Source organism: Dyadobacter sp. SRI_021, from assembly GCF_057586235.1.
Map to the genome: position 1 here is coordinate 815,349 of NZ_JBYCZM010000002.1, position 25,956 is coordinate 841,304.

The window sequence follows — 25,956 nt, forward strand, 5'->3', positions numbered from 1 at the left end:
TGTTCGAGTTCTAAATATAAATCAATTAATATAATTTTTACAAAAATCATGCCTCTGGGTCGTCGGAAGGCTCTTCATCGTCCTCCTCCTCGTCATCAGCGACATCTTCATCCTCGTCCAACTCATCATCCGTAACAATTATATCTTCTGCCGAAGCACCTTCCACTTGTGCTACCGGTTTAGGAACTACGTTGCCCTCTTCATCCAGCTCCTCTGCTTTTTCATCCGGATCTTTCAGAATGCGGGTTACCGAAGTAATTTCATCCGTGCTGCTGAGACGGATCAGTTTCACACCCTGTGTGTTACGTCCCGCCTGACGGATATCCTGCACACTCATGCGGATGGCGATACCGTTGCGCGTGATGATCATCAGATCGTCCTCTTCAGTTACCTCGCGGATCGCCACCAGCTTACCCACCTTGTCGGTTGCATTCATGGTCGAAACGCCCTTACCACCACGGTTCGTAACGCGGTAACTGTCAATCGCTGAGCGTTTTCCGTAACCGTGCTCGGAAACCACAAGAAGTTGCGCATCCTCGCGGCTGATACAAACCATTCCGATTACCTTGTTTTCAGGATCGTTCAGGTTGATACCCCGTACACCCGCAGCCGTACGTCCCATTGGACGAACACCTTTTTCGTTGAAGCGAACTGCCCTACCGGCCGCCGACGCAATCACAATATCATTGTCGCCGTTGGTTAACGCCACATCCAGCAAGCGGTCGCCTTCGTTGATCGAAATCGCGATGATACCGTTGGTACGCGGACGTGAATAGGCTTCGAGCAAAGTCTTCTTGATAGTGCCCTGCTCGGTACACATAATGAGGTAATTATTGTTGATATAATCCTCATCCGACAATGTCTTCACATTGATTACCGAGCGAATCGAATCTCCGCTTTCGAGGCTGATCAGGTTCTGGATCGGGCGGCCTTTTGAAGTTTTGCTTCCTTCCGGCACCTCGTAAACCTTCATCCAGAACAGCTTACCGTATTCCGTGAATATCAGGAGGTAATTGAGCATTGTCGCGGAGAACAAGTGCTCGGTAAAATCGGTGTCCTTGGTTTTCACACCGCGGGAACCAACCCCTCCCCTTGTCTGCGTACGGTATTCCGAGAGCGGTGTACGTTTGATGTAGCCTTCTTTGGAAATGGTAATAAGCATTTCCTCGTCGGCGATCATGTCTTCGTCGCTGAATTCTTCGGCCGAGAACTCGATTTGCGTTCTGCGCTCGTCACCGTAGCGTTCCTTAATGTCGGTCAGCTCGGTTTTAATGATTTCGTACTTGCGGTATTCGTTGGCCAGAATGTCCTTCAAGTCGGCGATCAGGAGCATGATCTCTTCATATTCCTTAACAATCTTCTCTCTTTCCAGACCGGTCAGACGTTGCAAGCGCATATCGAGGATCGCACGTGCCTGTATTTCCGACAAATTGAATTGCTCCATCAGTCCGGTCTTGGCTGTTTCCGGGTCGCGCGCTGCACGGATCAATGCAATCACCGCGTCAAGATTATCGAGTGCGATCAGCAAACCTTGCAAAATGTGCGCACGCTTTTCAGCTTCACGCAGCTCATACTCCGTCCGGCGGGTAATTACCACAATCCGGTGGTCTACGTAATGCTTAATCAGATCTTTCAGGTTCAGCAACACCGGGCGGCCTTTTACGAGCGCTACGTTGTTTACCCCGAAAGAGGTTTGCAACGGTGTATATTTGAACAAGTGGTTCAATACGATATTAGGTATGGCATCCTTTTTCAGGTCGAAAACAATGCGCATACCTTCGCGGTCCGACTCGTCGCGGATGTCGGAAATACCTTCGAGTTTCTTCTCATTGATCAGCGACGCGATCCGTTCGATCATCGCCGCCTTGTTGATCATATAAGGAATTTCGGTAACGATAATCTGTTCACGGCCGGTTTTAGAAACCTCGAACTGTGCCTTCGAACGCATGATAATGCTTCCACGACCCGTTTCGAATGCCGAGCGAACACCATTGTAACCGTAAATGATCCCTCCCGTCGGGAAGTCAGGAGCTTTTACGTGCTCCATCAGTTCGGGGATCGTAATGTCGTTGTTGTCGATGTAAGCGAGTACCCCGTCTACCACTTCGCCCAGGTTGTGCGGCGCCATGTTGGTGGCCATACCTACCGCGATACCGGAAGAACCGTTCACGAGCAGGTTCGGGAATTTAGCTGGAAGTACCGACGGCTCGCTCAGCGAGTCATCAAAGTTGGGCTGAAAGTCAACCGTGTCCTTGTTCAGGTCGGCCAGCAGCTCGTCAGCAATCCTTTTCAGCCTTGCCTCCGTATAGCGCATTGCCGCCGGGTTGTCACCGTCGACAGACCCGAAGTTACCCTGACCATCTACAAGCGGGTAGCGCAGCGACCATGGTTGGGCCATACGCACCATCGTGTTATAGACCGATGAGTCACCGTGCGGGTGGTATTTACCCAAAACCTCCCCAACAATACGAGCCGATTTTTTATGGGACCGGTTGTAACTTACGCCCAGATCGTCCATTCCATAAAGGACCCGTCTGTGAACGGGTTTCAGACCATCGCGAACGTCGGGCAAAGCGCGGGAAATGATAACGGACATCGAGTAGTCGATGTAGGCTCCACGCATTTCATCCTCGATATTAATCGGGATAATGTTTTCACCAGAAGATTCTGCCATAAATGATTAGAAAAGAATCAAAATTTTAAATTGGGCTAAACCGATAGATTCAATCGCCCAGCGGATTAATACAATCTTGTTGGTACTAAAAAGTCAAATTTCGCCATTTTTAAGCATTCTAACAAACTATCTTTTGTGCTATTTCGGCCCCTGGGGCGTATATGCGTGACTATCCGCGCATTACCATTCAGAAATATCCCAGGGAAAACTAAATTGGCATCTATCATTAAAAATCCCGTTCTTCCTGCTTATTAGCAATAGCTTAATTTTCGACAATTTTCACCTATGCCTTTACTATTAACCTTTATCGCGATCCTCGCGCTCATCCTGCTCATCGCCTGGCTTAAAATCGATACATTCATTTCCTTCCTGCTGGTTTCCATCGCTCTTGGACTTGCGAGTGGGCTGGACGTCGACACGGTTAGCAAGGCCATTCAAAAAGGCGTGGGAGGGACCCTGGGCGACCTTGTGCTCATTGTCGGGTTTGGGGCGATGCTAGGGAAGATGGTCGCCGACAGCGGGGCAGCCCAGCGCATTACAGACGCGCTGATCAGCCTTTTCGGTCAGAAATACATCCAGTGGGGTATGGCGCTCGCGGGATTTGTAATAGGTATTCCATTGTTCTATAATGCAGGGTTCGTGATTGTAATTCCACTAATTTTTATGATCAGTGCAACCGCCCGGCTACCATTATTATATATAGGTATTCCCATGTTATCGGCATTGTCGGTCGCGCACGGGTACCTCCCACCCCACCCTTCCCCGGCGGCGATCGCCAGCCAGCTGCATGCCGACCTGGGAAAGACCCTATTCTATGGGATGATCGTTTCGCTGCCGGCCATTGCGGTGGCCGGTCCTATCTTTGGAAAGACATTAAAGCGCTTTCAACCCAAGCCTGACACCGACCTGTTCGATGTAAAACCCCGCCCCGCTTCCGAACTTCCCGGGTTAGGGATCAGCGTCGTTACCGCATTACTGCCCGTCTTTCTGCTTACCACCATGTCGGGTGTCAAACGCGTTTATCCCGACAATAAGCTAATCGCACTGCTGGCCGAGCCGTATTTCGGAATGCTCGTTTCGGTGCTTTTTGCAGCGTATGCATTGGGGGTAAAACGCGGTATGAGCATGAAAAAGGTAGGTAAATCCATGGAGGAAGCTTTTAAAGGCGTTTCCTCCATTCTGCTGATCATCGCTGGTGCCGGTGTATTTAAAGAAATTATGACTGCCAGCGGCGTAAGTACCTTCATCGCTGAAAGCCTCAAAGGTCTGGACATCTCCCCGCTCCTGCTGAGTTGGGCCATTGCAGCGGTCATTCGTGTGTGCGTGGGCTCCGCTACCGTGGCCGGGCTCACGACCGTCGGCATTCTCGCACCCCTGCTCGCCAATGCAGGCGTACCTGCGGAGCTCCTCGTACTCGCCATAGGTTCGGGCAGTTTGATGTTCTCCCACCTCAATGACGGCGGCTTCTGGCTTTTCAAAGAGTACTTCAATCTGAGCATTAAAGACACGATCCTTACCTGGTCGGTGATGGAAACAATCGTGTCAATCATGGGTTTGCTGGGGGTTTTAGCGCTAAATTTGTTCGTGTAGTTGATACCGCCCTTTGAAAGTTCTAGTCAATTCCGTCCGTTAAAACGGACGGTAATAGATACTAGAAGGTTCCCCTATCGCCCATTAAAACGAACCGAATTAAATCTTTTTCCCTCCATAAAGAGTATTCAAAACCCAGACAGCAATCTTTGCAATATCAACTTGCCGTTCGTTTCAACGAACGGTCCCAGATTAGTATTTATAGAGTAAGAAAAAATTAGGAATAAGGATATTAAATTCAATCCACTTTACTACCATGGACAGTACACCAGAATCAAACTTCGCAGCCCTTGGCCTTAACCTCCCGCCTGCCCCGAAACCGGTAGGCGTTTATAAACCCCTATTGATCGTCGACAAACGCTGGGTTTACGTTTCCGGCCACGGTACCGTGCAGGACGACGGTTCCCTGATCATCGGACGCATCGGAAAAGACCTCAATGCAGAGCAAGGCAAACTCGCTGCGCGTCAGGTTGGCCTGGCCATCTTGTCCACACTGAAAACCAATCTCGGCAGCCTCAACCGCGTCAAAAGGGTGATCAAGGTCCTGGGTATGGTGAACTGCACCGATGATTTTGAAAAACATCCATTTATCATCAACGGATGCAGCGAGCTTTTCGCAAAGGTTTGGGGTGAAGAAAACGGTATCGGCGTAAGAAGCGCCGTAGGAATGGGCACATTGCCTGACAACATTCCGGTCGAGATCGAGGCGCTGTTTGAATTGGAAGAAAAGTAATTTTGAATGATTGAATGACTGAATGACCGAATAATTCCTATTCAATCATTCAGTCATTCAATCATTCAGTCATTCAAAATTAGAACCGATGTCCTGGTACCAGCTCAACAATCCCGGAGAAGTCATATCTCCGTCGCTCCTATTCTATAAAGACCGCATTGAAAGCAACATCCGGAGTATGGTGAACATTGCCGGCTCCCCAGAGCGGCTCGTGCCGCATGTCAAAACCCACAAATGCCCGGAGGTTGTTGAAAAACAACTTTCTGCGGGCATTTCCAAATTCAAATGCGCCACCATTGCCGAAGCTGAAATGGTAGCTGGCACCGGCGCGCCGTGGGTGTTGATCGCCTACCAGCTCGTCGGTCCAAATATCGACCGGCTCTTCGCACTACGCGAGAAGTTCCCGCATACGACATTTGCGTCGCTCATAGACCACGACCAAACTGCCGCAGTACTCAATGAAGCGTCCATTTCAAAGGAGCTTCGATCGACCGTGTTCCTGGACGTCAATAACGGCATGAATCGTACGGGCCATGCCACCGATGAAAGCCTTCTGTCACTTTATCGCTATGTGAGCAGCCTCGAAGGGCTCGCATTCGGCGGCGTGCACATTTACGACGGCCATATTCGTAACCCGGAGTTTTCAGAACGCAAAGCCGCGGCCGACAGCGATTACGAAAAAGTGCTTCCGCTGCTCGACCGCATTGAGACCGAATGCGGTTACGAACCAATGATCATCGTCGGCGGCTCGCCGTCGTTCACGGTGCATACGCTGCGGCCGGATGTTTACCTGAGTCCCGGCACGAATGTGCTTTGGGACTGGGGATATGGCGACCGTTTCGACGGCCAGCCGTTCGAGCACGCTGCGCTTATCATCACCCGCGTGATTTCCAAACCGACAACGGGCACCATCACGATCGACCTTGGCCACAAGGCTATCGCTGCCGAAAATCCGATCGAAAACCGCCTGCGCCTGCTCAACCTGCCCGAATACTCGCTGCAAAGCCAGAGCGAGGAGCACGGTGTGATCCAGGTCAGCGCCGACGTCTGGGAAAGCATCCAAATCGGCGACGTATTCTACGCCCTGCCCTACCACATCTGCCCGACCGTTGCGCTGCACGACTTTGCTACGGTGATCGAAGATGGTAATGTGACCGCAGAATGGCGCATCACGGCGCGCAGCAGGCGGATTACAATTTAATTTTGAATGATTGAATGACTGAATGATTGAATGGGTGAATGATTTTTGAAGCCATATTTAACTCGATGGATCATTCAGAAGCCTATAAAAATATTCAGTCATTCAGTCATTCAATCATTCAATCATTCAATCATTAACATATGTTCCTCTTCGACGCACATCTCGACCTTTCCATGAACGCTGTGGAATGGAACCGGGACCTTACCCAGGATCTGTATTCAATCCGCGACCGCGAAAAGAACCTCACAGACAAGCCCGATCGCGGCAAAGGCGTGGTGAGTTTTCCGGAAATGCGCAAAGGCAATATCGGGCTTTGTGTGGCTACACAAATAGGCCGCTACATTAAACCCGACAGCAAAATACCTGGCTGGCATTCACAGGCGCAGGCTTGGGCGATCACCCAGGCGCAGGTGGCATGGTACAAGGCCATGGAAGAAGCCGGTGAAATGGTACAGATCACCGGATTGGCCGGCCTGCGCAGCCATCTGGAATTATGGCGGAATGCCGAATCGACGGAAGGCTTGCCTATTGGCTACATTCTGAGTCTGGAAGGTGCCGATTCATTCATTAGCCTCAAAAACCTCGAAACCGCCTACGGCTACGGCCTGCGCGCGATCGGGCCGGCGCACTATGGTCCGGGCGTGTACGCGTACGGGACAGACTCGGACGCCCCCCTGAGCGAAAAAGGTAAAGACCTGCTCCGCGAAATGGACCTACTCGACATGATCCTAGATGCGACCCATTTATGCGACACGGCATTCTGGGAAGCGATGGATTTGTACAAAGGCCCGGTTTGGGCGAGCCATAACCTTGTCCGCGCCATTACACCGCACAACCGCCAGTTTTCCGACGACATGATCAAGGTCCTGCTGGAACGCGGCGCGGTAATCGGCATGGCGTTCGATGCGTGGATGATGATCCCCGGCTGGATACGCGGCAAATCGACGCCGGAAAGTACCGGGCTGAAAATCGAGCATATCGTGCAGCATATCGACCATATTTGTCAGATTGCGGGCAATGCGTTGCACGTCGGCATTGGGTCCGATCTCGATGGCGCATATGGAAAAGAGCAATCGCCGGGCGACCTCGATTCTATCGCGGACCTGCAAACGATCCCAGGGCTATTAGCCGCACGGGGCTATTCCCAGGGCGATATCGAGCGCATTATGTGGCGCAACTGGGTCCACTTCCTCGAAAGGAACTGGGCCTGATGGCATTAGCCTGCTATTGCCAGGATTTATAAAATCTAATAAATTCTTAATATAGCACTAAAAGGAGTTTTCAAAAAAGCTTCGCAACTTGGCATCACGGTTGCGGAGCTTTTTTGTTTTGCGTAAAATAAACGCCACTATCTATTTGGAATGATTTTAAATAAGTATTAGCTTTGATTCATTAAATCAACGATCTAAATCAGATCGGTAACATCCGATCTCTAAATTTCACGTAACGACCAATGGCCAATACATATAAAATTTTCTTCCGGACACATATCCAGGCGAGCAAATCGCTGCAAAAGTTGCACGACTGCCTGAAACAATTAAATGTAAAACACTGGGCTTACGATTTTCAGGATTTCCTTTTGACCCTGACATCCGAGCTACCTGATTTCACCCGTATCCAGCTTGCTCTGCGGTCGGCCGGTTACGTTTGCCACTTTATCAAGCTCGAAAACATGAATGAGGGCCGCCTGGATCCCAATGGTCTTACAATTGCATAACCTACTGACGTTTATCGGCTATCCACTCCCCTTTTCCAGACAGTCATCGGTTTCCGGTGGCTGTTTTTTAATAAAAAGGGCCGGCCTGGCACGCAGCCGACCGGCACCACCGGTAAATGGCTAATAAATGCTTTCGGGTACCAGGTTTCGTTTCGCCTGCTGTAAATGACGTTCGTTATGAGCGATGATGAACTGAAAAACATCGCCGATTTTCATTCGGATAAATGGCAGGATTGATATGGGAATGCGGATCGCATCAAGATCTTTGTCCACTCCGTCGCGCAAGAGGTACAGTAATTCCTCCTGCTGCCTGATAAACTCACTTACGACCTTGGCTGAATCCAGTTGCGACGGCGGGATATGCCCTTTGAAGGCTTTGTATTTACGCTTCCCGGTCTTGGGGTCCATCATTTTAGTGAAATAGGCACCTATCCAGGTGCTGGTAAAACCTTCCGCTTTTGCAGGCGGCGATGCCCGGAGCTTGTCGCGCATACGGGGCAAATAATAATGTCCGTAGCTGTTCAAATGGTCCAGGCATTGCGCGATGCTCCAACCGCCTGTTGCCGATGGCCTGTTCAGAAATTCGCTATCCCGGTTCTGAAACAAAGCGATGGCATCCGAAATGTGCTGCTCGACCACATCGTCAAGCCTTTGCAGTAAGTCCTTCTTATTAATGGTTTCCATGGGCGTTCGATACTTGATACTGCAAAGTTGCACATCCGTTTTTTTGAAATATTTGGTAAAAACCAACATTTTCAAATCCGGACCTTGTTCACAAGCTTGCTGAAATTGGTAGGATCGATACCCAGATAATTGGCGAGGTATTTATGAGGCACCAGTTGCAGGATATGCGGGCTGCGTCTGAGCAGATTTCGAAATTTATCCTCCGAAGAAAAGCATTGTACCTCCACCAGGCGTTCCAGAATGCCGGAAAGGGTCTGCGTCATGCCCGCGCGCAGCATCCGTTCAATAGCCGGACGTTCATACGCTACCTCCTTAAACTCGCTGTAAGGCGCCCGGATAAAGCTCGAAGGCGTCAGCGTTTCGTAGTAATACCGCGAGGATACCTCCATCATCGCTGAATCGATGATGCCACCGAATGACGGCCGGTAGGTGAATGCAATGGTTGCCTCGCGGCTTTGGTCGTCGAGATAATAAATGCGCTGAACACCATCCGTGACGAAGTATATGTAACGCTCGGTTTCACCTGCGGAAGTGATAATCTCTTTCCTCCGAGCGCTGAAAGGTCTCCAGATCTGTGAGAGTACTCCCCAATCGGTGTGATCGAGCGGATAAATGGCCTGAACGACCGAATGAAGCAATTTTAGCGGTTCCTCCATAGAACCGCTAAAATACAAAACCACTGCCTACTCGCCTACGGGCGAGACCATAAAATGCAGGAAATGGAAAACTTCATCCTGGCTGCGGATATGGTTGCGCGCGGCCGAAAGGTCATCCCCGATTTTGATGGTAAACGAAGTATCCGGCAATGCCTCGAACATGTCTTCGTCGGTGGTATCGTCACCAATAGCCAGAATAAAGTCGAAACCGCCCCCCTCGACGAACGTACGCGTGGCAGTCCCTTTGTTGAATGCGGTTTTCTTGACTTCCACTACCTTGTTGCCGTCAATCACCTGCAAATTCAATTCGGGCTGGATATAGTTTTTGAGTTGCCATAACAGCTCCTGCGCACGGCGGCTCGCATATTCCTTGTCATCGGCGGTGCGGTAATGCCACGCCAATGCGGTTTCCTTCTCTTCTATAAATGCGCCTGGGCAACGTTTGGCATAGATCTGCATCATCGGACGGATCCCATCCTTCCAATTCTCCTCGTAACCTTCATTCAACTGCCATTCACCCGAATCTTTTGCTTTGATCAAGGCGCCGTGCTCTGCAATCATATGTACGGGCAGATCACTGAAAAGCTTATCTAGAAAATAGCGGTCGCGGCCGCTGACAATCACTACTGTATCACGTTTGGCGATATCGGTCAGTAACTTTCGCATATCCTCGCCCATAATGGCCTTTGCCGGATCGGGAACGATCGGCGCGAGGGTGCCGTCGTAGTCGAAAAAGAGAATTCTGTTGTTGGACAACTGGTAAGCGTGCCGGATTGCGTCGATGCCCTTGTTGTTCAGGAAAACCTGGCGCAAGCGGTCGTGTTCTAATTCTAGCATTGTCATTTGGGTAAAAAAATCACTAGTCCAGGCGAATACATCATAGTCACGAATCCTTTCGCGCATGGCCTCCATTCGTTTCTTCTGCTCGTCTTCCGGCATTTCAAATGCTGTTTTAATCGCATCGGCAATGTCTTGACGATCGAGCGGGTTGATGATCAGGGCCTCGCCCAACTCGGCCGCGGCACCCGCCATCTCACTTAAAATCAATACCCCCAGGCCATCCTGCCGGCTCGCTACATATTCCTTGCAAACGAGGTTCATGCCGTCGCGTACAGGCGTGATAAGCGCGACATCGCTCGCGGTGTACATGCCCACCATTTCGTGATACGGCATTGAGCGGTATTGGTATATGATCGGTTGCCAGGATATGGTCCCGAAATCGGCATTGATTTTTCCGACGGTCTGGTCTATATCGGATTTCATTTGCTGGTATTGCTCAATTGTGTCGCGCGACGGCACAACCACCATCACAAACGATACCTTCTCATGCCAATTCGGATTTTGTTCGAGAAAACGTTGGTAACCATGGAGTCGATGGATAATGCCTTTGGAATAATCAAGCCGGTCAACGGAGAAAATAATCTTCTCTTTCAGAGATTGCCGGGCGTCGGAGCGTGCGGCGGTTACATCCGGGTCATCGTAGGCGTCGTTAAACTTATCGAAATCAATGCTGATTGGAAATGAATCGACCTTTACAATGCGGTTGCCCAGGTTGATGTAATGCAATTTATTCCCCAATTCGGAGACAAGTCTCGCCGCTTTCAAGAAATATTCCACATAATCATTGGTATGGAACCCTACTACATCGGCTCCCAGAATACCATCTACGATCGCCTTTCTCCAGGCCACCGGCAGCATCCTGAATATCTCGAAAGAGGGAAAAGGAATATGAAAAAAGAAGCCGATTTTGTTCTCCGGAAATGCGTTGCGGATCATTTGCGGGAGGAGCATCAGCTGGTAGTCCTGGACCCACACCACATCGCCGGGGCGGATCACTTCTTTCACCTTTTCGAAGAACAATTCATGCGCCTCGCGGTAGGCATCGAAATATACATCGTGAAACCGGGCCAGCGAGGGAAAATAGTGGCAAAGCGGCCATATCAGGTTGTTACAGAAGCCTTCATAGTAATTTTCGTTGAGCTCCTCGGGAATGAAAACCGGGTGCGCCCGGAAGTTTTCATTCTCCATCGACTGGCCTTCCAGCTCCTCCGGTGTATTCTCCGAAAAACCGATCCACTGGATTTTCTGATGGGCGTCGAAAGCCTCGTTTTGCTGATCTTTCACCAGCGAAAGCACCGCTGAAACCAGGCCGCCGGAGTTTTGAAATAGTCGGGAAACGTCGCCCTCGCGGACCACCTTAAACGGCAGCCGGTATGCGACTATGATGAGCCTTCCCGTGTTAACTGACTGAGATAAACTTTCCATAATATGCCCGAAAGCACTCAAAAGCCATGCCAAAATTGGCCCTGGGAGGCCAATTACCTCTGTGGACGCAACAGATGAAGCGTACATTGCCATTTGGCAGACTCGGCCTACTCTATCAAAAAATGAGTAGGCCTATCAATCCGATAAGGTTTTGCCGGAAGAAATGAATGTGTTATTTTCGCTGTCGCAACCTCTTTTATCACATTACAGGAACCGGATTTCTAGGCAACTTCATTTCCGGCGCCGGTCGGACCAACAAACGAACGGCAAGCAACCAGGTTGCTGTTTTCCATGAGTTAATGTGATAACTGACCACAAATACAGGCTTGTAAAAGCCCAAGATTAGTCAAGGACTACAATTATGTAATCGCAGATTAATACTGTGCCACTCTTTGTTGTGGGTTGCAGGCGGCCTGTAAATGGCCGCCATTTTTTTTGCCCTGCGCATTTTGCAAATCTCTCTGCCTTTCTCTTTGTGCAGCCCGCAGAATCGGAGGGACAGCCCTATAACATGGAGATTGATCCTACGGAAGCTTCTAATTTATTTAAAGACCGCCTGAAATTGTGAAGGAGCTCAAAGCGCTTTTATAAAGTGCAAAAAAGGCAGGATTATATTTGGCAATTGTAATAACCAGGATTATATCCATCTAACTTGTATTAGTACTTAACTTTCTGGCTACGTCCCAGGAAATAATAGAGTATACCTCCAAAAAAGGGAAAACAAATGATCACTATGATCCATACCAATTTGTTAATATCCTTTTCGAAATCACTCTTGACGGCATCTATCAATGCCCAGATCGTGACGGCAAGCGGGAGCAACACGAACAAAAACATAATTTCCATTCCTCCCAAACCCATGAATAACAGAATGGCTGATAGCATCGAACCTGTTTTTAAGTTTTATTCTTTCCAAAATAATATAACTTCGGTTACTAACAAATAACATTGGTACAAATGCCCGAAATGTTTGACAAACGGCTTTCAACAGTAACTTCCATTGTCTAATCGTTAAAAAGGTGGTGTATTAACTTCGCCACCTTTTCGAAAACTTTGTAGTTTAAAAATAGCTCCGCATGACCTCGATATATTCTTCAATAGGCAGGGAATTACGCATTTGCATTAACTGGTTTCCCGTCGCCCCTATTACGTTCCTGAATTGGTTGGTTTTGCGCGTGGCGAGGCTATGAATTACGTTCACAATATCCATTGGATCGTCGAGCAGGCCCTCGTCGGCATTCTCCATAATGGATTGAAGTTTGTTCGTCAGTTCGTCGTACGCAGTAATTTCCGGATGGATATTCCACACGATGCTTTCCTTGAAATTATTCCCTTTCGAGCCCCCTTGCTCAATGAGTCGCAGATCGATATTCAACGGCTTCAATTCGTAATACAACCCCTCGGTCAGTCCTTCCAGCGCGAATTTCGACATATTATATAGTGAACCTAACGGTACGGCCGTGGTAATACCCATAAACGAGCTGATATTGATGAACATCCCGCCTCCGTTCTCCCTGAAATGCGGCAGGAATCCGCGGATCACATTGATCGGGCCACGTGTGTTGACCGCAAACTGCCAATCGATATCCTCCTCTCTCGCCAGTTCGAGCGCACCGTAAGTACCCATGCCTGCATTGTTGACTACGACGTCGATCTTTCCAAATACTTCGATCGCCTGCTCGGTAGCTGCTTTTACCTGCGCCGGATCTGTCACATCCAGTTTGAAGATCCGGATATTCTCGTATTCCGTCAGTTCCCTTTCCTTTTCCGGCGTGCGCATGGTCGCGGCAACGTTCCAACCGTTTTCAGCGAAATATTTAGCGGTCAATTTACCCAGCCCGCTGCTGGTGCCTGTTATGAAAATGGTCTTTTGCTCGTTCATTTTAGATAAAATTTGATTTGAATGGGGCAAAATTACCGCATATTGGTATAACTTTGTAATCAGTATCACATAGTATACCAACTACGGTTATGGCAAAAGCAGCATTAGTCAGGAATCAGGCGGAAGAAGTGAAAGCCCTTCAAGACACGATCTACGTCATCGGCGGCAAATGGAAGTTGCCCATTATCAATTCGATATGCAACGGCAACAAGCGTTTCCGGGAAATAGAGAGGAGCATTCCCGGCATTACCACGCGAATGCTCTCCAGGGAGCTGAAAGAAATGGAAATGAACAAGCTGATCAAGCGCACCGTTTACCCCGACTCCCCCGTGCTCGTGGAATACGAATCGACACCCTACTGTAAAACCTTCGGAAACATCATTCTTGCGATGATCGAATGGGGCAAGGAACATAAAAAGTATATTCAGGAAGAGGCCTGAAACCCGGCAAAAGTAAAGCCCACCGTTTTGCGGCGGGCCAGGTAATATCAGGCAATGCTGCGTATCCAGGCTTCCGCTTTTTCGGGATCCGTGAAAAAACGTTCGTTCGGACTACTGTAAAGCGATTCGTATTTCTCGATTTTCGTCGCATCCTGGTGGCAGTGCGCCGCAGCTACGCACCGTATGTTACGCTTGCTGGAAAGCACGAGCTTGTCGGCTTCTTCTTCGAACATCGCCACATAACCTACTTTCCAACCGTAATCCGCCAGGGTCAGCGGCACAATGGTGCGGAAGTGCTTGTGCGCTTCCAGGTTCACGGCCGTGAAGCCATGCAGGTTCACGAATATCCTGAACGTGCCCCCTTCTTCGATCCGGTCGAGCACTTCGTGAAGCGATTGCTCCCAGCGTATGACATCCTCCTTCGCCAAATCTCCGCTGATATGCGTGATAATAAGCCTACCAGCTGGCTCCCAGTCGGTCTTTGTTATTTTAAAATCTGACATTTGAAATGGGACTAACGAATACTAACTGACGACATAATCCGCAAGCCTTCGCATTCGTTCCGCACGTCGACCAACAGCATTCTTTAATCGACAAAGCGTAATTCAGGCAAGCAATCCTCTTGCATGCAGGTCGTCAAAAAGCAGTTGCGCAGCCAGCGACACGCTGGAACGATCGGCATAGCCCAGCCAGGAAGCTTCATCGATTTCCGCGGCGGCTTTCACCTCTCCCCTCTCGCTGGTGGTATAGCACCTGAGCCTCACCAAAACACCCTCGGGCTGCCCGTGCGCCTGTGCGTGAAACTCCCCGTAAAAACTCAATAACGAAGGGTCCAACGACATGCTGATCTCCTCATAGATCTCCCGTACCAATGCCTCTTCGTCCGATTCCCCCGGCTCCCGCTTACCGCCTGGAATGTAATAGGTATCCCGTCCGCGGCTTCTGGCGGCCAGTATCTTTTTATCCTCCATATAAATAAGGGCCAGTTTATCGATCATAGTGCTATTGCTTAAAATGTAGGTTTGGTAACTCGCTGAGTCCAAAACTACAAAATACCTCAGCCGTCCACTCAGAAATTCAAAAAGAATTCAGAATTCGGTGGTACGTTGGGCGCCTGACACGGTACATAAGCCCAACTGACACTACCTAACAAAACCTAACTAAATGGATACTGCCACTCAGGGAGTTGGAACACCGAGCATACTACGCTCAAAATCAGATTTTTTATCACGCCCTCTCATTATTGCAATCCTGTTGATCGGCATCTCGATGCTGACGCGGATCACACTCCTGCTGAAAGCCGGCAGCGGCGTCGATTACAGCATTACGAACGTACTCGGCATTTTCGGCATTGGACTGTTTTATGATATTCTCAATTCCCTGTATTTCCTTATTCCGGTCATGCTGCTCGGCTGGATAACTCCTGCCCAACATGCGGGCAAAATCGGGTTCAGAATAGCGGCCGGTATTTTGCTGTTTATCCTGGTTTTCCTGCTTTTGCTGAATGCGGTCTCAGAGTGGGTATTCTGGGATGAATTCGGTTCCCGGTTCAATTTTATCGCAGTTGATTACCTGGTTTACACGCAGGAAGTGGTGGGCAATATCCGCCAGTCATACCCGGTAGAGACCATCATAGGCGTATTGCTCGTTCTCGCGGTTTTACTCACTGTACTGGTGTCGCGGCTATCCCGCCGGTTTACTTTTGCACAAATGCGTTTTGGAAAGCGGTCGTTGGTGATGGGCGTATACACTGTTATCGTCACTACGGTTTTCCTGACGGTCGATAATAAAGTCCGGCAGTTTAGCCGCAATGTCTTCGTCAACGAGCTGGCCGGGAACGGCATGTACGAGCTCTTCGCTGCCTACCTCAACAATGAGCTGGATTACAACCAGTTTTATATCAAACTCGATGAGCAGCAGGCATCGTCGACCATACGATCGCTGGTGAAAACACCGGAAAGCCGGTTTACCGATCATAAACAGTTTTCCATTGAAAGGGATATTGTCAATACCGGCACAGAGCTGCACAAAAACATCATCCTGATCAGCGTCGAAAGCCTCAGCGCCGACTTCCTCGGAAGTTTTGGAAATACGCAGGGCATCACGCCCGCGCTCGATTCCCTGGCCCGCCAAAGCCTGTTATTCACCAACCTTTACGCAACCGGCACGCGCACGGTCCGCGGTCTGGAAGCGCTGTCGATATGCACACCGCCTACTCCCGGCCAGTCCATCGTACGCCGGCCGCACAACGAAGGCCTCTTCTCCATGGGCAGCGTACTCCAAAATAAAGGTTATCAGACCCGCTTCATTTACGGCGGTTATGGCTATTTCGATAACATGGGCTACTTCTTCGGCCATAACAGCTACGGAGTCGTCGACCGGACCGCGCTTTCCAAAAAAGAGATCGACTATGAAAACATCTGGGGTGTTGCCGACGAAAACCTTTTTGAGCTGGCCATCCGCGAAATCGGCTCCGCGTCGAAGACCGGCAAACCCGTTTTCGCCCACATCATGACCACGTCCAATCACCGTCCCTACACCTATCCCGAAGGTCGGATCGATATCCCCTCGCACACCAGCCGCGAAGGCGCCGTGAAATATACCGACTTCGCGATCGGCCAGTTCATCCGCAATGCCCGAAGCCAGCCGTGGTTCAAAAACACGCTGTTCATCATCGTGGCCGACCATTGCGCGTCCAGCGCTGGCAAGACCGACCTACCGGTGAACAAATACAAAATACCCTTGATGATATACGCTCCGGGATTCATTCAACCGGGCGTGATGCCGAGGCTTATGAGCCAGATCGATATCGGGCCGACCGTACTGGGCCTGCTCAATTTCTCCTATCGCAGCAAATTTTTCGGATATGATATTTTCAAACTCGAACCCGGCCGCGAGCGGGCATTTGTGAGCACCTACCAAAGCCTCGGATACATCAAGCACGACTCGCTGATCGTGCTGAAACCGCAACGAATTGCCGCTACCTTCACGCCAAACTTTACAGATGGCTCTACCACGCCGGCCTCTCAAAACGCGCATTTACTCGACGAAGCCATTGCTTGGTACCAGAGTGCTAGTTTTCAGTTCAGGAATGGCCTGATGAAAAAATAGTTTGGTATATTAAAAGTATTTCAAGGTTACATAGGCGTTTATATTGATATTTTCATCAACATAAATGCCTTGCTTTGAAAACCTCTGCCCATCTCGTTGCGAAATGCTCCTTATCGACACTCCTATGTCTATACGCGCACACCAATGCGCAGGCTCAGCACGTGCCTGTTGTACACACGGGCAGTACCAGCATGGACGTACGCGACGGTACCGGGTTTCGAAAAGGCGGCTGGGGTATTGACCCCTCGGTCCGGCCGGACGTGTACGAAACATACATTGAAGGCGAAAGTAAAAAAGTCAGCTTTATCACCGACCGCGATTCCATTACTAGTTCGCCAAGTCGAGCCGGTTTCAGGAATTTTACAAGGCCCATCAACCATTCTACAATCAGCTTATCACGGCTTACCGCGATTCAATCGGAGTGCCTGAAATGCAGCGCTGGCTTGGCAGAAACTTTCCTTCGACCCGTTATGATGCCTTCAAAATCATCCTGTCGCCACTGGTAGGCAATAACCAATCTGCAAGTTTCTTTGAATTCAATGGCTTCCGTGAGGCACAGGCTCACGTGAATTTTCCATTCCATACGCCGGAAAATACTGCCGGATGGTCGCCCGAGGCGATATATGTGAAGGACGGCAACATCGTTTTCACCGAACTGAACCACGCCTTCATCGGCCCCGAAGGCGAAAAACCGGCCTATCGGGCACGCATTCAAAAAGCATTCTCCGATCTCGCCATCTGGAACGACCCATCCAAACCGGCCCGAAGCTACAACACCCCACAAGCCTCTTTTGATGAACACATGAACTGGGCGCTCGTAAACCTCCGTTACGTGGACTACGCCCCTCCGGCCGAGCAAGACAAACTCATTGCAGGCATTGAGGATATGATGGTAAATAACCGCGGCTTCCGACGCTTCAAAGAATTCGATCAGTTTTTGATCAAAACCTACAAAGCGCGGAAAAAGGGGCAAACGGTTGCGGATTTGTATCCGGTGATTATTGGCTTTTTTGGGACAAAACAGATAAATCGCACACCCTGGTCATTGCAACGCATGGCTTTCTAAAAAAGCAAAGTAAAGTACCCGATACTGAAATAATGAGGGCTCAGAACCTTAGAAATAGCTACTTTAAAGATAAAAATTCAAATTCATGAAGACGTATTCCCTTGATGAACTGGAAGATGAGATCATCGGTAAAATTGGCACTCCGGACCGTGACCGTTATGAATACGATCTGCAAACGGAGTTAGTAGGGGCGGCCATAAAGCAGGCACGCAAAAAAAGAAGAATCACCCAAGAAGCATTGGGTGAGTTAATAGGTGTTCAAAAATCTCAGATTTCGAGGCTTGAAAATAATGCAGGGAATATAACCCTCGACACGCTACTTCGCGTCTTTGGTGCTTTGCAGGCCAACGTCAAGCTGCAAATAGAGCTCACTTAGTTCCATTGGTGGTTACACACTAATTCCCTAATACCTTCCCAAAGCAAACACTATTCTCCACTCCCACATACTGCCCGTAATTCTCCGTACGCTGGTAGCCGTTCTTCTCATAAAGCGCAATGGCTTCGGGTTGGCGTTTGCCCGTTTCGAGGACGCATCGGGCATAACCTAGCTCATTCGCCCAGGTTTCCAGTTCGGTGAGCACTCGGGTGGCAATGCCTTTATTACGGCCATCGGGTGAAACGTACATGCGTTTCACTTCCATCGCCTCGTCGCTGAATGCCTTCATGGCGCCACATCCAATAGGATGGCTGTTTTCGTAGCAAACCACAGCATGACGGATCTTATCAATTTTATTGAACTGGGCGTAAAAACCATGGTCAGCGCCGTCCCGTTCAGCGAGTTCGGCGTCGAGCAGTTTTACCAATGCGATGAAATCCGGATCGTCGGAGTCGGTTCTTCTTAAATTAATCATTGCAATTCTTCAAGTTCTACTACTTTGGGCGTTTTGGTGAGCCAATGGATAATCAGCCACGCTACAAGATAAGTAAAACCGCAAATTGTAAAAATGATGTTATAACCCGCCTGGATGTTGCCCGCCGCTTTGTAGCTGTCGAGCAGGCTGCCGATCAGGATCGGGAAAAGGATGCCGCCCACAGCTCCGGCCATACCACCAATGCCTACGACCGAGCTAACAGCTTGTTTTGGAAAAAGATCGGACGGTAGCGTGAAAACATTCGTCGCCCAGGCCTGGTGTAATGCCACTGCCAAACTAATGAGTCCGACGGCCATCCAGACGCCGCTGGAAAACTGAATCAGTATCACCGACAATTCGCAAAATGCCAGCCCCAGCAAAACCGTCTTGCGCGCTTTGAGCGTCGGCCAGCCCCGTTTGATAAGCCAGGACGACAAATAACCTCCGCCAATGCTCCCGACGGTCGTTGCGGTGTAGATCAGCATGAGTTCGAAACTCGGTTTTTTGAGATCCAGGTTAAATGTGGAAGCAAAATAGGAAGGCAGCCAGAACAGGAAAAACCAGTAAATCGGGTCGATGAGCCCTTTTCCGGTAATGTAGGCCCAGGTTTGCGGGAAGGTGAATAGTTTAATCCATTTAACAGGCTGCTTCTCGGCTTCGTTTTCGTCCTGCTCCTGTCCGCTCAGGATGTAATGCAGCTCATCGGCACTTAATCGCTTCTGTTTGACGGGTATATCATAAAAAATCAGCCAGAATACCAGCCATACAAAACCCAGCGCGCCCGTGATCCAGAACACTTCCTGCCAGCCATAATGGCTGAGAATCCACGGAACAAGTATCAAGGCAACCACGACGCCGACGCTGGTACCGGCATTGAAAAGGCCGGTTGCCAAAGCCCGTTCCTTTTTCGGGAACCATTCGGCCACTGTCTTGACTGCCGCAGGATAATTACCAGCCTCTCCTAACCCCAGTCCCACACGCGCTACCCCGAACCCGAACGCGCGGCGCGCGACCGCATGGAGCATCCCCGCGACACTCCAGAAAATGATGGTAAACGAATACCCCGCTTTGGTGCCGATTCTGTCGATCAGCCAGCCGAAAACGAGCAGACCGACCGCGTAGGCGGCAGTGAAGGCCATCACAATACGCGCGAAATCGGTTTCCGTCCAAACGAACTCCTTTTCCAGAATGGGTTTCAGCAAACCGATGATCTGCCTGTCGAGGTAATTAATGGTCGTGGCGAGAAAGAGCAGGACCACGATGATCCAGCGGTAATTCCTGATTTTACCCATTTGTTAAGCGAGTTTTTGTACGAATTGAACGAAATGTGCTTTCAGTCCGTCCCAGTTTTTGTCCTGGATCAATTTTTTATCAAAGAGCTGTCCGCCAATGCCCAGCCCGTTGGCACCTGCTTTCAGGAAGGCTTCCATGTTTTCAAGGCTCACGCCGCCGGTAGGCAGGAGTTTCAGCTGGTTCATGGGAGCTTTGACGTCCTTAATGTAGCCGGGGCCCAATGCCGTAGCGGGATAGATTTTCACCATCGACGCACCCCACGACCACGCCTGGAAGATTTCAGTGGGGGTATAAGCCCCCGGGAACACCGGAACGCCCTTTCTGACAGAGGATTTGATCACCTTTTTACTTAAAACCGGCGTCACGATAAACTGCGCGCCCGCATCCAGCGCCGCGTTCAGGTCGTCTTTGGTACACACCGTTCCGGCACCGATGTTCAGACCGTAATGCTCGTTTTCCAGTGCATAGCGGATCATATCCGTCGCACCAGGTGTATTCATCGTAATTTCGACGGTGGTAAGGCCCGCTTCCCGGTAAATGGGCAAGATACGCTTGACGTCCTCCGGCGACACGTTACGGATAATACCGACCAGCGGTGCTTTATTGAACAACTCCCACGAAAATGTACGCTCACTCATAAATTTGTTTTATTCAATGTTAAATGTTGGTTCTCAAAAATCCGGATATGTCCGGTGGTAGCGGCACGGTCTACGATCTCCGACGGGATGACGGTCGCCCTGCCGGCCAGCCCCAATGTTTCAATGGCAGCCTTGTACAACTGGTACAGGTTGTTTCCACCGCAAAGCACCAGGTGCGCACTTGTCTCCTTCGTCAGGTCGCGGATTTCATAGCCGATCAACAGCCCGCTCAGAAACATGCCGTTTTCCCGCTTATTTAATAAATCAAAAAGTTGGTTGGTTCTTACTGTAAATAATGCATTTAAAATATTTCCCGATCCCGATTCGCGTATGCCAGACCGGAATGCAGCAGCGGCTCCTTCGTTGAAATCGGATTGGAAGTATTGATCGATGGAGTCTTTCAGAATGCTTTGATTGGCCATCAGATTGAACACTTCACCGGTCATAAAAGTCTTGAAATCAATTAACCGGCCATCTCGCACGAACATATGCTTGGAATGCGTGCCTGGGAAAATGAATATCGCATCCCGGCCGGAAAGATCCATCGCCGCCCCCAGGCCTATCAGCTGCGTTTCTTCGCCGCGCATTACGTCGTGATCGCTGCGCACGCCTGAGATCAATGTGACTTCGTGCGGAAAACCCGCATAACCTTCGTAGTGCCTCATTCCCAAATGAGCCCCATCCAATGCAAACGGCAGCCGCGCATACGGCAATTCCTCCATTCCGATCGACGACGAGGCCATGCCCGACACCACGATCGGCACTCCCGCCAGGTCTATACCCGTCTGCTTGTGCAATGCGGTGATCTGCGTTGCGATGATCGAAAGGTAATAGTCTGCGCGCGCAACCGAGCCATCCGCATTTGCTTCCTGCCAGGCATTGTAAACCGCACCAATCCCATTCGCGGACGTCACCTCGCCTACCACATCGTGATCCGTCACATTGACCAGCCTCAACCGAAACGAGGACGTTCCCCAGTCACAACTTAGCAGGTGTTTACTCATGGTTTCTTTGTTAGGTACCGGGATTGAAACCCCGGGTTATGAAATGTACGTGCCTTCGGCACTTGGCCGTCGACTTCTTTGGTCCTCGACTTCTCTGGCCGTCGACTTCAGTCGACGGAACAAGGAAAAGATTATTAGGGCAATGCAAATGCGATGTAATTCCCTCCGGGTTTCAGACCGTATCTGGTGCCTCCCGCTGCGATTGCAATATATTGCTTTCCATCCACCATATAGGTAACGGGCGTGGCAAAACCGCCGGCCGGGAGCTGATATTCCCAGACAACCTTGCCCGTTTTGGTATCGAATGCCCTTAGTTTCTCGTCGTAGGTGGCTGCTATGAAGAGCAGGCCTCCGGCGGTCACCAGCGGGCCACCGTGGTTTTCGGTGCCGGTTGGGAGAATGCCCTGTTTCGTCAGCTCAGGGTATTCGCCGAGCGTCACTTTCCAGAGGTATTCACCCGTGTTCATATTGATAGCGTTCAACGTGCCCCAGGGCGGCTTAATGGCCGGGTAGTTTTCCTGATCCCGGAACTGGACGTTGCCATTGTTGACATAAGGCGGCTGGTACGGGAAATGGGCATTGCTTTTCGGCCCGGCGGTCGCTATTTGGGCATGAATGTCGTTCGTAGAGGGTTTGGATTCTGTTTTTAAAAGGAAATCCAAAATCGATGCGCGGTCCTCCTTCGAAATATGCTGGAAAGACGGCATTCTCCCGCGCCCGGTTTCGAGCAACGTAGCAATCTGCTCGCGGTTCATGCGTTGGCCAATGTCCTTTAAAACAGGGTAAGCCTGGGTAGTTGCGGAAGCTGTCGCTGTTTGGGAATCAGTAGCATGGCAAACCGCACAATTTGTATTGAACAATACCTGACCTCTTGACCATCCCTGACTTTTCTGACCGCTCTGTGCATCCCGCGCATCCCGCATTTTGAGCCACCAAAGCATATTATTCCCATTAACATACATGACCCCTTCCGGATCAGCCGCCGTACCACCCCACTCCGCGCCACCCCCGATGCCGTACAGCAGCCCGCCCGACAGATCGGGAGGCTGGTTTTTGGGGCCTCTGTTGCTGGTGCGGAAGCGGTCGAGCACATACGCATGCGCCTCGGGCGTGCGTATGGTGATGTCGGCTTCGGTCAATGTCTGGTTGGCAAATGGTGCTGGTTTGACCGGCGCTGGCTGCGTCGGCCAGGGCTCCTCGCCTGGCAGCGGCTTCGCGTTCGGTACTGCCACCTCCTTCACGGGGAAAAGCGGCTTACCCGTATCGCGATCGAACAGGAAAACGTAACCATCCTTGGTCGCCTGCGCCACAGCATCGACCATTTTACCATTCCTTCTGACCCTGATCAGATTGGGCGGGCACGGAATATCCCTGTCCCAAAGGTCGTGATGAACGGTTTGGAAATGCCACACGCGCTTGCCGGTGGCTGCATTGAGGGCAATCACGCAGTTGGCAAAAAGATTGCTGCCCTTCCTGGCCCCCCCGTAAAAGTCCACCGACGGTGAGCCCGTTCCGAGAAATACCATTCCCTGCTTGTCATCGATCACCATGCCTGCCCAGCAATTGGCGCCGCCCAGTTTCTTGTAAGAGTCTTTCGACCAGGTTTCGTAGCCATATTCTCCCGGCAGCGGAATTGTGCGGAATACCCACGCCACTTTACCCGTCCGGACATCGAATGCGCGGATATGCCCCGGTAATGCGTCGCCACCTTCCGAAACCGACGAACCGGTAATGAGCAGATTCTTAAAGATCACCCCGGGAGTAGTGTTCCGGATATTGAACTGATAGGGATCGTACCCATAAGTAGCGGCATCGCCCAGCCCGTCATGAAAATCTACCTCACCGTTTTTGCCAAAGCTCTCAACCAGTTTCCCCGTTTCGGCATTCAAGGCAAACAATGAGGCCCCTGCAGTGAATAAAATGCGTTTATCGCTTCCCTCAGACCAATAAACCACGCCGCGCATCGGATGGAACCGCGGCCGCTTTCCTTCAAAAGGATCGAACTTCCAAAGCTCCTTCCCCGTGGCCGCGTCGACGGCAAATATTTTCAACCGCGGCGTGGTACCATACATTACGCCATCGATCACGATAGGCTGGCATTGGATATCCATACCCCGCTCACCGGGCTTGTTTTCTCCGGTGTCGTATGTCCAGGCCGGTTTTAGGTTCTTTACATTATCCTTGTTGATCTGGGTCAATGCAGAATAACGGTTACCGGCATTATTGCCGCCATACACCGGCCAGTCGGCGTTTCTGGGATCGTCAGGGATGGCTGGTGCCAATGCGCAGAATGTTGCTGCAAGAAGTATTGAACATGTGATCGGAAAGCGGATCGTCATAGGGTTTATTTAGGAATTTGTATTTTAAAAACGGCCCGGATGTTATGGTTGTGCTCTGACTATTGTCGTTGCATGCCTACGAGATTGTCTGGTTGATCGAAATCGCGTTTTATGCTACCCATATTACGTCGCTAACGCGACTTGGAATTTTACCGAACAGTGCCGCCAGGCACGTAATATGGGTCGCAAAACCGATTCAACATCACCTCAAAATCCCGTAGGGATGCAACAACAATAACAGCACTTTACCCACTTACTGATTCAAATTCGGATTAATGGACGTGTCCGTATAAGGTAACGGGAACCAATAATTCGCCTTCACAATCGGTTTAATAGGCTGCAAATCGTCGGCGCTTTTCCTGGCGTTGGCTTCCTCCACCTTTTCGAGGCGCACGAGATCAAACCAGCGCGTGCGCTCGCATGCGAACTCCCACGCGCGTTCCTGCACGACCTCGTCGGCGAACTGTGCTGCCGTCAGGCCATCACCGGGCGACAATGGTTTGGTTCCAGCTGCACGTCCGCGCAAACGTACCTTGTTCAATGCGTCGTAGGCCGCCTGGTCAGGGCCGCCGGTTCCGCGCGCCTTGGCTTCGGCGTAAATCGTCAGCACGTGGGGATAACGCATCATCACCGACGGCAGGGATATGCTCGACGTGACGATATTGCCTTTGATATACCATTTCTGATAATAGGGATGTTTGGTCAAACTATTCTGCCAGGGGATTTTCGTAGCACCGAGCCCAAATTCCGTACGGAAAGTAGCATCCTTACGTGGCCCCGCCGGAAAATCACGGAAGAAATTCAGCTCTGCAAACATATCGTCCCAGCCGCCTTCCTCACCAGGCATGGTCGTATTACCATAGGTGGCATTCGCCGTGCCGCTTCCGCCAAGGTAGCCGCTGATCTGAAATACGGCCTCCTTCGTTCCGGACGACGCAGGATCATTCTCAAAAACCGCCGCGAAAGTCGGCAGCAACTCGAAGCCGTAGGTGGCCGCATTATCGATCACCTCTTTGGCCTTGGCTGCTGCCAGGTCATATTTATCGGTTTGTTTCAAAGGCCAGCCCGCCATGGTCAGGTATACGTCCGCGAGGAACGCTTTGGCTGAGCCCTTGTTGGGCCGCCCCGGATCGCGTTTCGCATTCGGCAAATTGGTTTCCGCCACTTTCAAGTCTGCTACGATCAGGTCATAGACTTCCTGCGGCGTCGATTTTTTAACGGTCAGCAAATCATCGGAATACTCACCAGCCATGATCAACGGAATATTACCCCAGAAGCGGGTCAGCCAGTAATACGAAAACGCGCGGATAAAATGCGCCTCTCCTACGATAATATCAATCGTCGCCTTGGTACCCACTGTTTTCTGATAGTTGTTAATCACATTGTTCGCTCCCTGAATGGCCTTGTAACAGCCATTATAAACGGCATTCGAGCGCTGATTGGTAGTCGACACATTGAACTGGTCGAACTCCCGCCAGTCGGCCTTGTTACTGGCCGGGTGCGTCGTAACATCATCCGCCCCGAGCACGGCTGCATTAGCCGACGGGTGTAAAAAGCCGTAAGTCCACTGGTTGGCAAGGCCCTTGTACGCTCCGGTCAATGCAGATTCGAGACCATCCTGCGTCGAAAGCACATTAGGTCCGTACAACAGTCCGGTCGTATCTTCATCCAGATAATCGCTGCAACCGGCTCCCGTCAGAAGCAGGCCGCTTAAAAGAAGTATGGTTAGTTTTTTCATTGGTAAAAATTTTATGCTTTAAGCTATATGCTTTAAGCTGTAAGCTGTGCGTTTCGCGACAGCAGGTGTTTGAA

The 25,956-nt window shown here is 50.5% G+C and carries 23 protein-coding genes; 9 read left to right on the forward strand and 14 right to left on the reverse strand.

Translation table 11 applies throughout. The annotated features are described in order from the left end of the window. Window positions 1-46 precede the first annotated feature (46 nt). Window positions 47-2,674 (reverse strand): DNA gyrase subunit A, encoded by a 2,628-nt coding sequence (gene gyrA / locus AC2YIT_RS08720; RefSeq protein WP_487278919.1) that lies wholly within the window; start codon window positions 2,672-2,674, stop codon window positions 47-49. A gap of 285 nt (window positions 2,675-2,959) precedes the next feature. Here gyrA and AC2YIT_RS08725 point away from each other — a divergent pair, with 285 nt between their 5' ends. The 5 genes from AC2YIT_RS08725 to AC2YIT_RS08745 all read left to right on the forward strand — a co-directional run bounded on the left by AC2YIT_RS08725 (window position 2,960) and on the right by AC2YIT_RS08745 (window position 7,915). Beyond that, entirely contained in the window at window positions 2,960-4,264 is a 1,305-nt protein-coding gene (locus tag AC2YIT_RS08725; protein ID WP_487278920.1) for a GntT/GntP/DsdX family permease, read from the forward strand. Between the two features lie 256 nt (window positions 4,265-4,520). Continuing rightward, the gene (locus AC2YIT_RS08730) at window positions 4,521-4,997 is read left to right on the forward strand and encodes a RidA family protein (protein WP_487278921.1); all 477 of its coding nucleotides are present in this window, start codon (window positions 4,521-4,523) and stop codon (window positions 4,995-4,997) included. Window positions 4,998-5,085: 88 nt separating this feature from the next. Continuing rightward, window positions 5,086-6,198, forward strand: a complete 1,113-nt coding sequence (locus AC2YIT_RS08735; protein ID WP_487278922.1) for a D-TA family PLP-dependent enzyme — start codon at window positions 5,086-5,088, stop codon at window positions 6,196-6,198. A 140-nt stretch (window positions 6,199-6,338) separates the two neighbouring features. After that, a complete protein-coding gene (locus AC2YIT_RS08740; RefSeq protein ID WP_487278923.1) occupies window positions 6,339-7,409 on the forward strand; it encodes a dipeptidase in 1,071 nt (356 codons plus the stop codon). A 242-nt stretch (window positions 7,410-7,651) separates the two neighbouring features. Then, window positions 7,652-7,915, forward strand: coding sequence for a hypothetical protein (locus tag AC2YIT_RS08745; protein WP_430848459.1), 264 nt, complete (start codon window positions 7,652-7,654; stop codon window positions 7,913-7,915). 120 nt (window positions 7,916-8,035) lie between these two features. Here AC2YIT_RS08745 and AC2YIT_RS08750 read toward each other — a convergent pair whose 3' ends face one another. The 5 genes from AC2YIT_RS08750 to AC2YIT_RS08770 form a co-directional block, all read right to left on the reverse strand. Then, entirely contained in the window at window positions 8,036-8,599 is a 564-nt protein-coding gene (locus tag AC2YIT_RS08750) for a DinB family protein (RefSeq protein WP_487278924.1), read from the reverse strand. A 71-nt stretch (window positions 8,600-8,670) separates the two neighbouring features. Continuing rightward, window positions 8,671-9,255, reverse strand: a complete 585-nt coding sequence (locus AC2YIT_RS08755) for a Crp/Fnr family transcriptional regulator (RefSeq protein WP_487278925.1) — start codon at window positions 9,253-9,255, stop codon at window positions 8,671-8,673. 27 nt (window positions 9,256-9,282) lie between these two features. Further along, window positions 9,283-11,520, reverse strand: a complete 2,238-nt coding sequence (locus AC2YIT_RS08760; RefSeq protein WP_487278926.1) for a bifunctional alpha,alpha-trehalose-phosphate synthase (UDP-forming)/trehalose-phosphatase — start codon at window positions 11,518-11,520, stop codon at window positions 9,283-9,285. 657 nt (window positions 11,521-12,177) lie between these two features. Continuing rightward, window positions 12,178-12,405 (reverse strand): PLDc N-terminal domain-containing protein, encoded by a 228-nt coding sequence (locus tag AC2YIT_RS08765; protein WP_430848467.1) that lies wholly within the window; start codon window positions 12,403-12,405, stop codon window positions 12,178-12,180. A 175-nt stretch (window positions 12,406-12,580) separates the two neighbouring features. Then, window positions 12,581-13,402, reverse strand: a complete 822-nt coding sequence (locus tag AC2YIT_RS08770) for an SDR family oxidoreductase (RefSeq protein ID WP_487278927.1) — start codon at window positions 13,400-13,402, stop codon at window positions 12,581-12,583. 89 nt (window positions 13,403-13,491) lie between these two features. Between AC2YIT_RS08770 and AC2YIT_RS08775 the strand changes: the two genes are divergently transcribed. Beyond that, window positions 13,492-13,842: a winged helix-turn-helix transcriptional regulator gene (locus AC2YIT_RS08775; RefSeq protein ID WP_487278928.1), complete on the forward strand. Its 351-nt coding sequence runs from the start codon at window positions 13,492-13,494 to the stop codon at window positions 13,840-13,842. 47 nt (window positions 13,843-13,889) lie between these two features. Here AC2YIT_RS08775 and AC2YIT_RS08780 read toward each other — a convergent pair whose 3' ends face one another. Both AC2YIT_RS08780 and AC2YIT_RS08785 read right to left on the reverse strand, forming a co-directional pair. Then, entirely contained in the window at window positions 13,890-14,345 is a 456-nt protein-coding gene (locus tag AC2YIT_RS08780) for a hypothetical protein (protein ID WP_487278929.1), read from the reverse strand. A gap of 102 nt (window positions 14,346-14,447) precedes the next feature. Then, window positions 14,448-14,840 carry an NUDIX hydrolase gene (locus AC2YIT_RS08785; protein ID WP_487278930.1) on the reverse strand — a complete coding sequence of 131 codons (393 nt, stop codon included), beginning with the start codon at window positions 14,838-14,840 and terminating at the stop codon, window positions 14,448-14,450. Between the two features lie 271 nt (window positions 14,841-15,111). On the opposite strand from AC2YIT_RS08785, the gene AC2YIT_RS08790 reads away from it, so the two are divergent. From AC2YIT_RS08790 to AC2YIT_RS08800, 3 genes are all read left to right on the forward strand, one after another. Beyond that, entirely contained in the window at window positions 15,112-16,953 is a 1,842-nt protein-coding gene (locus AC2YIT_RS08790) for an LTA synthase family protein (protein ID WP_487278931.1), read from the forward strand. A 430-nt stretch (window positions 16,954-17,383) separates the two neighbouring features. After that, on the forward strand, window positions 17,384-18,019 hold the full coding sequence (locus tag AC2YIT_RS08795) for a hypothetical protein (RefSeq protein ID WP_487278932.1): 636 nt from the start codon (window positions 17,384-17,386) through the stop codon (window positions 18,017-18,019). Window positions 18,020-18,104: 85 nt separating this feature from the next. Beyond that, window positions 18,105-18,395, forward strand: a complete 291-nt coding sequence (locus tag AC2YIT_RS08800; RefSeq protein ID WP_487278933.1) for a helix-turn-helix domain-containing protein — start codon at window positions 18,105-18,107, stop codon at window positions 18,393-18,395. A 19-nt stretch (window positions 18,396-18,414) separates the two neighbouring features. Here the strand turns inward: AC2YIT_RS08800 and AC2YIT_RS08805 are convergent, their stop codons facing one another. The 6 genes from AC2YIT_RS08805 to AC2YIT_RS08830 all read right to left on the reverse strand — a co-directional run bounded on the left by AC2YIT_RS08805 (window position 18,415) and on the right by AC2YIT_RS08830 (window position 25,882). Next, window positions 18,415-18,870, reverse strand: coding sequence for a GNAT family N-acetyltransferase (locus AC2YIT_RS08805; RefSeq protein ID WP_487278934.1), 456 nt, complete (start codon window positions 18,868-18,870; stop codon window positions 18,415-18,417). Continuing rightward, window positions 18,867-20,162 carry an MFS transporter gene (locus tag AC2YIT_RS08810; protein ID WP_487278935.1) on the reverse strand — a complete coding sequence of 432 codons (1,296 nt, stop codon included), beginning with the start codon at window positions 20,160-20,162 and terminating at the stop codon, window positions 18,867-18,869. Before AC2YIT_RS08810 ends, AC2YIT_RS08805 begins: the two co-directional genes overlap by 4 nt. A 3-nt stretch (window positions 20,163-20,165) precedes the next feature. Beyond that, window positions 20,166-20,801, reverse strand: a complete 636-nt coding sequence (locus AC2YIT_RS08815; protein WP_487278936.1) for a bifunctional 4-hydroxy-2-oxoglutarate aldolase/2-dehydro-3-deoxy-phosphogluconate aldolase — start codon at window positions 20,799-20,801, stop codon at window positions 20,166-20,168. Then, the gene (locus AC2YIT_RS08820) at window positions 20,798-21,805 is read right to left on the reverse strand and encodes a 2-dehydro-3-deoxygalactonokinase (RefSeq protein WP_487278937.1); all 1,008 of its coding nucleotides are present in this window, start codon (window positions 21,803-21,805) and stop codon (window positions 20,798-20,800) included. The genes AC2YIT_RS08815 and AC2YIT_RS08820 overlap by 4 nt, the downstream gene beginning before the upstream one ends. A 134-nt stretch (window positions 21,806-21,939) precedes the next feature. Beyond that, on the reverse strand, window positions 21,940-24,144 hold the full coding sequence (locus tag AC2YIT_RS08825; RefSeq protein WP_487278938.1) for an outer membrane protein assembly factor BamB family protein: 2,205 nt from the start codon (window positions 24,142-24,144) through the stop codon (window positions 21,940-21,942). Between the two features lie 253 nt (window positions 24,145-24,397). Beyond that, complete coding sequence (locus tag AC2YIT_RS08830; protein ID WP_430848490.1) at window positions 24,398-25,882, reverse strand: RagB/SusD family nutrient uptake outer membrane protein; 1,485 nt, start codon at window positions 25,880-25,882, stop codon at window positions 24,398-24,400. Window positions 25,883-25,956 lie beyond the last annotated feature (74 nt).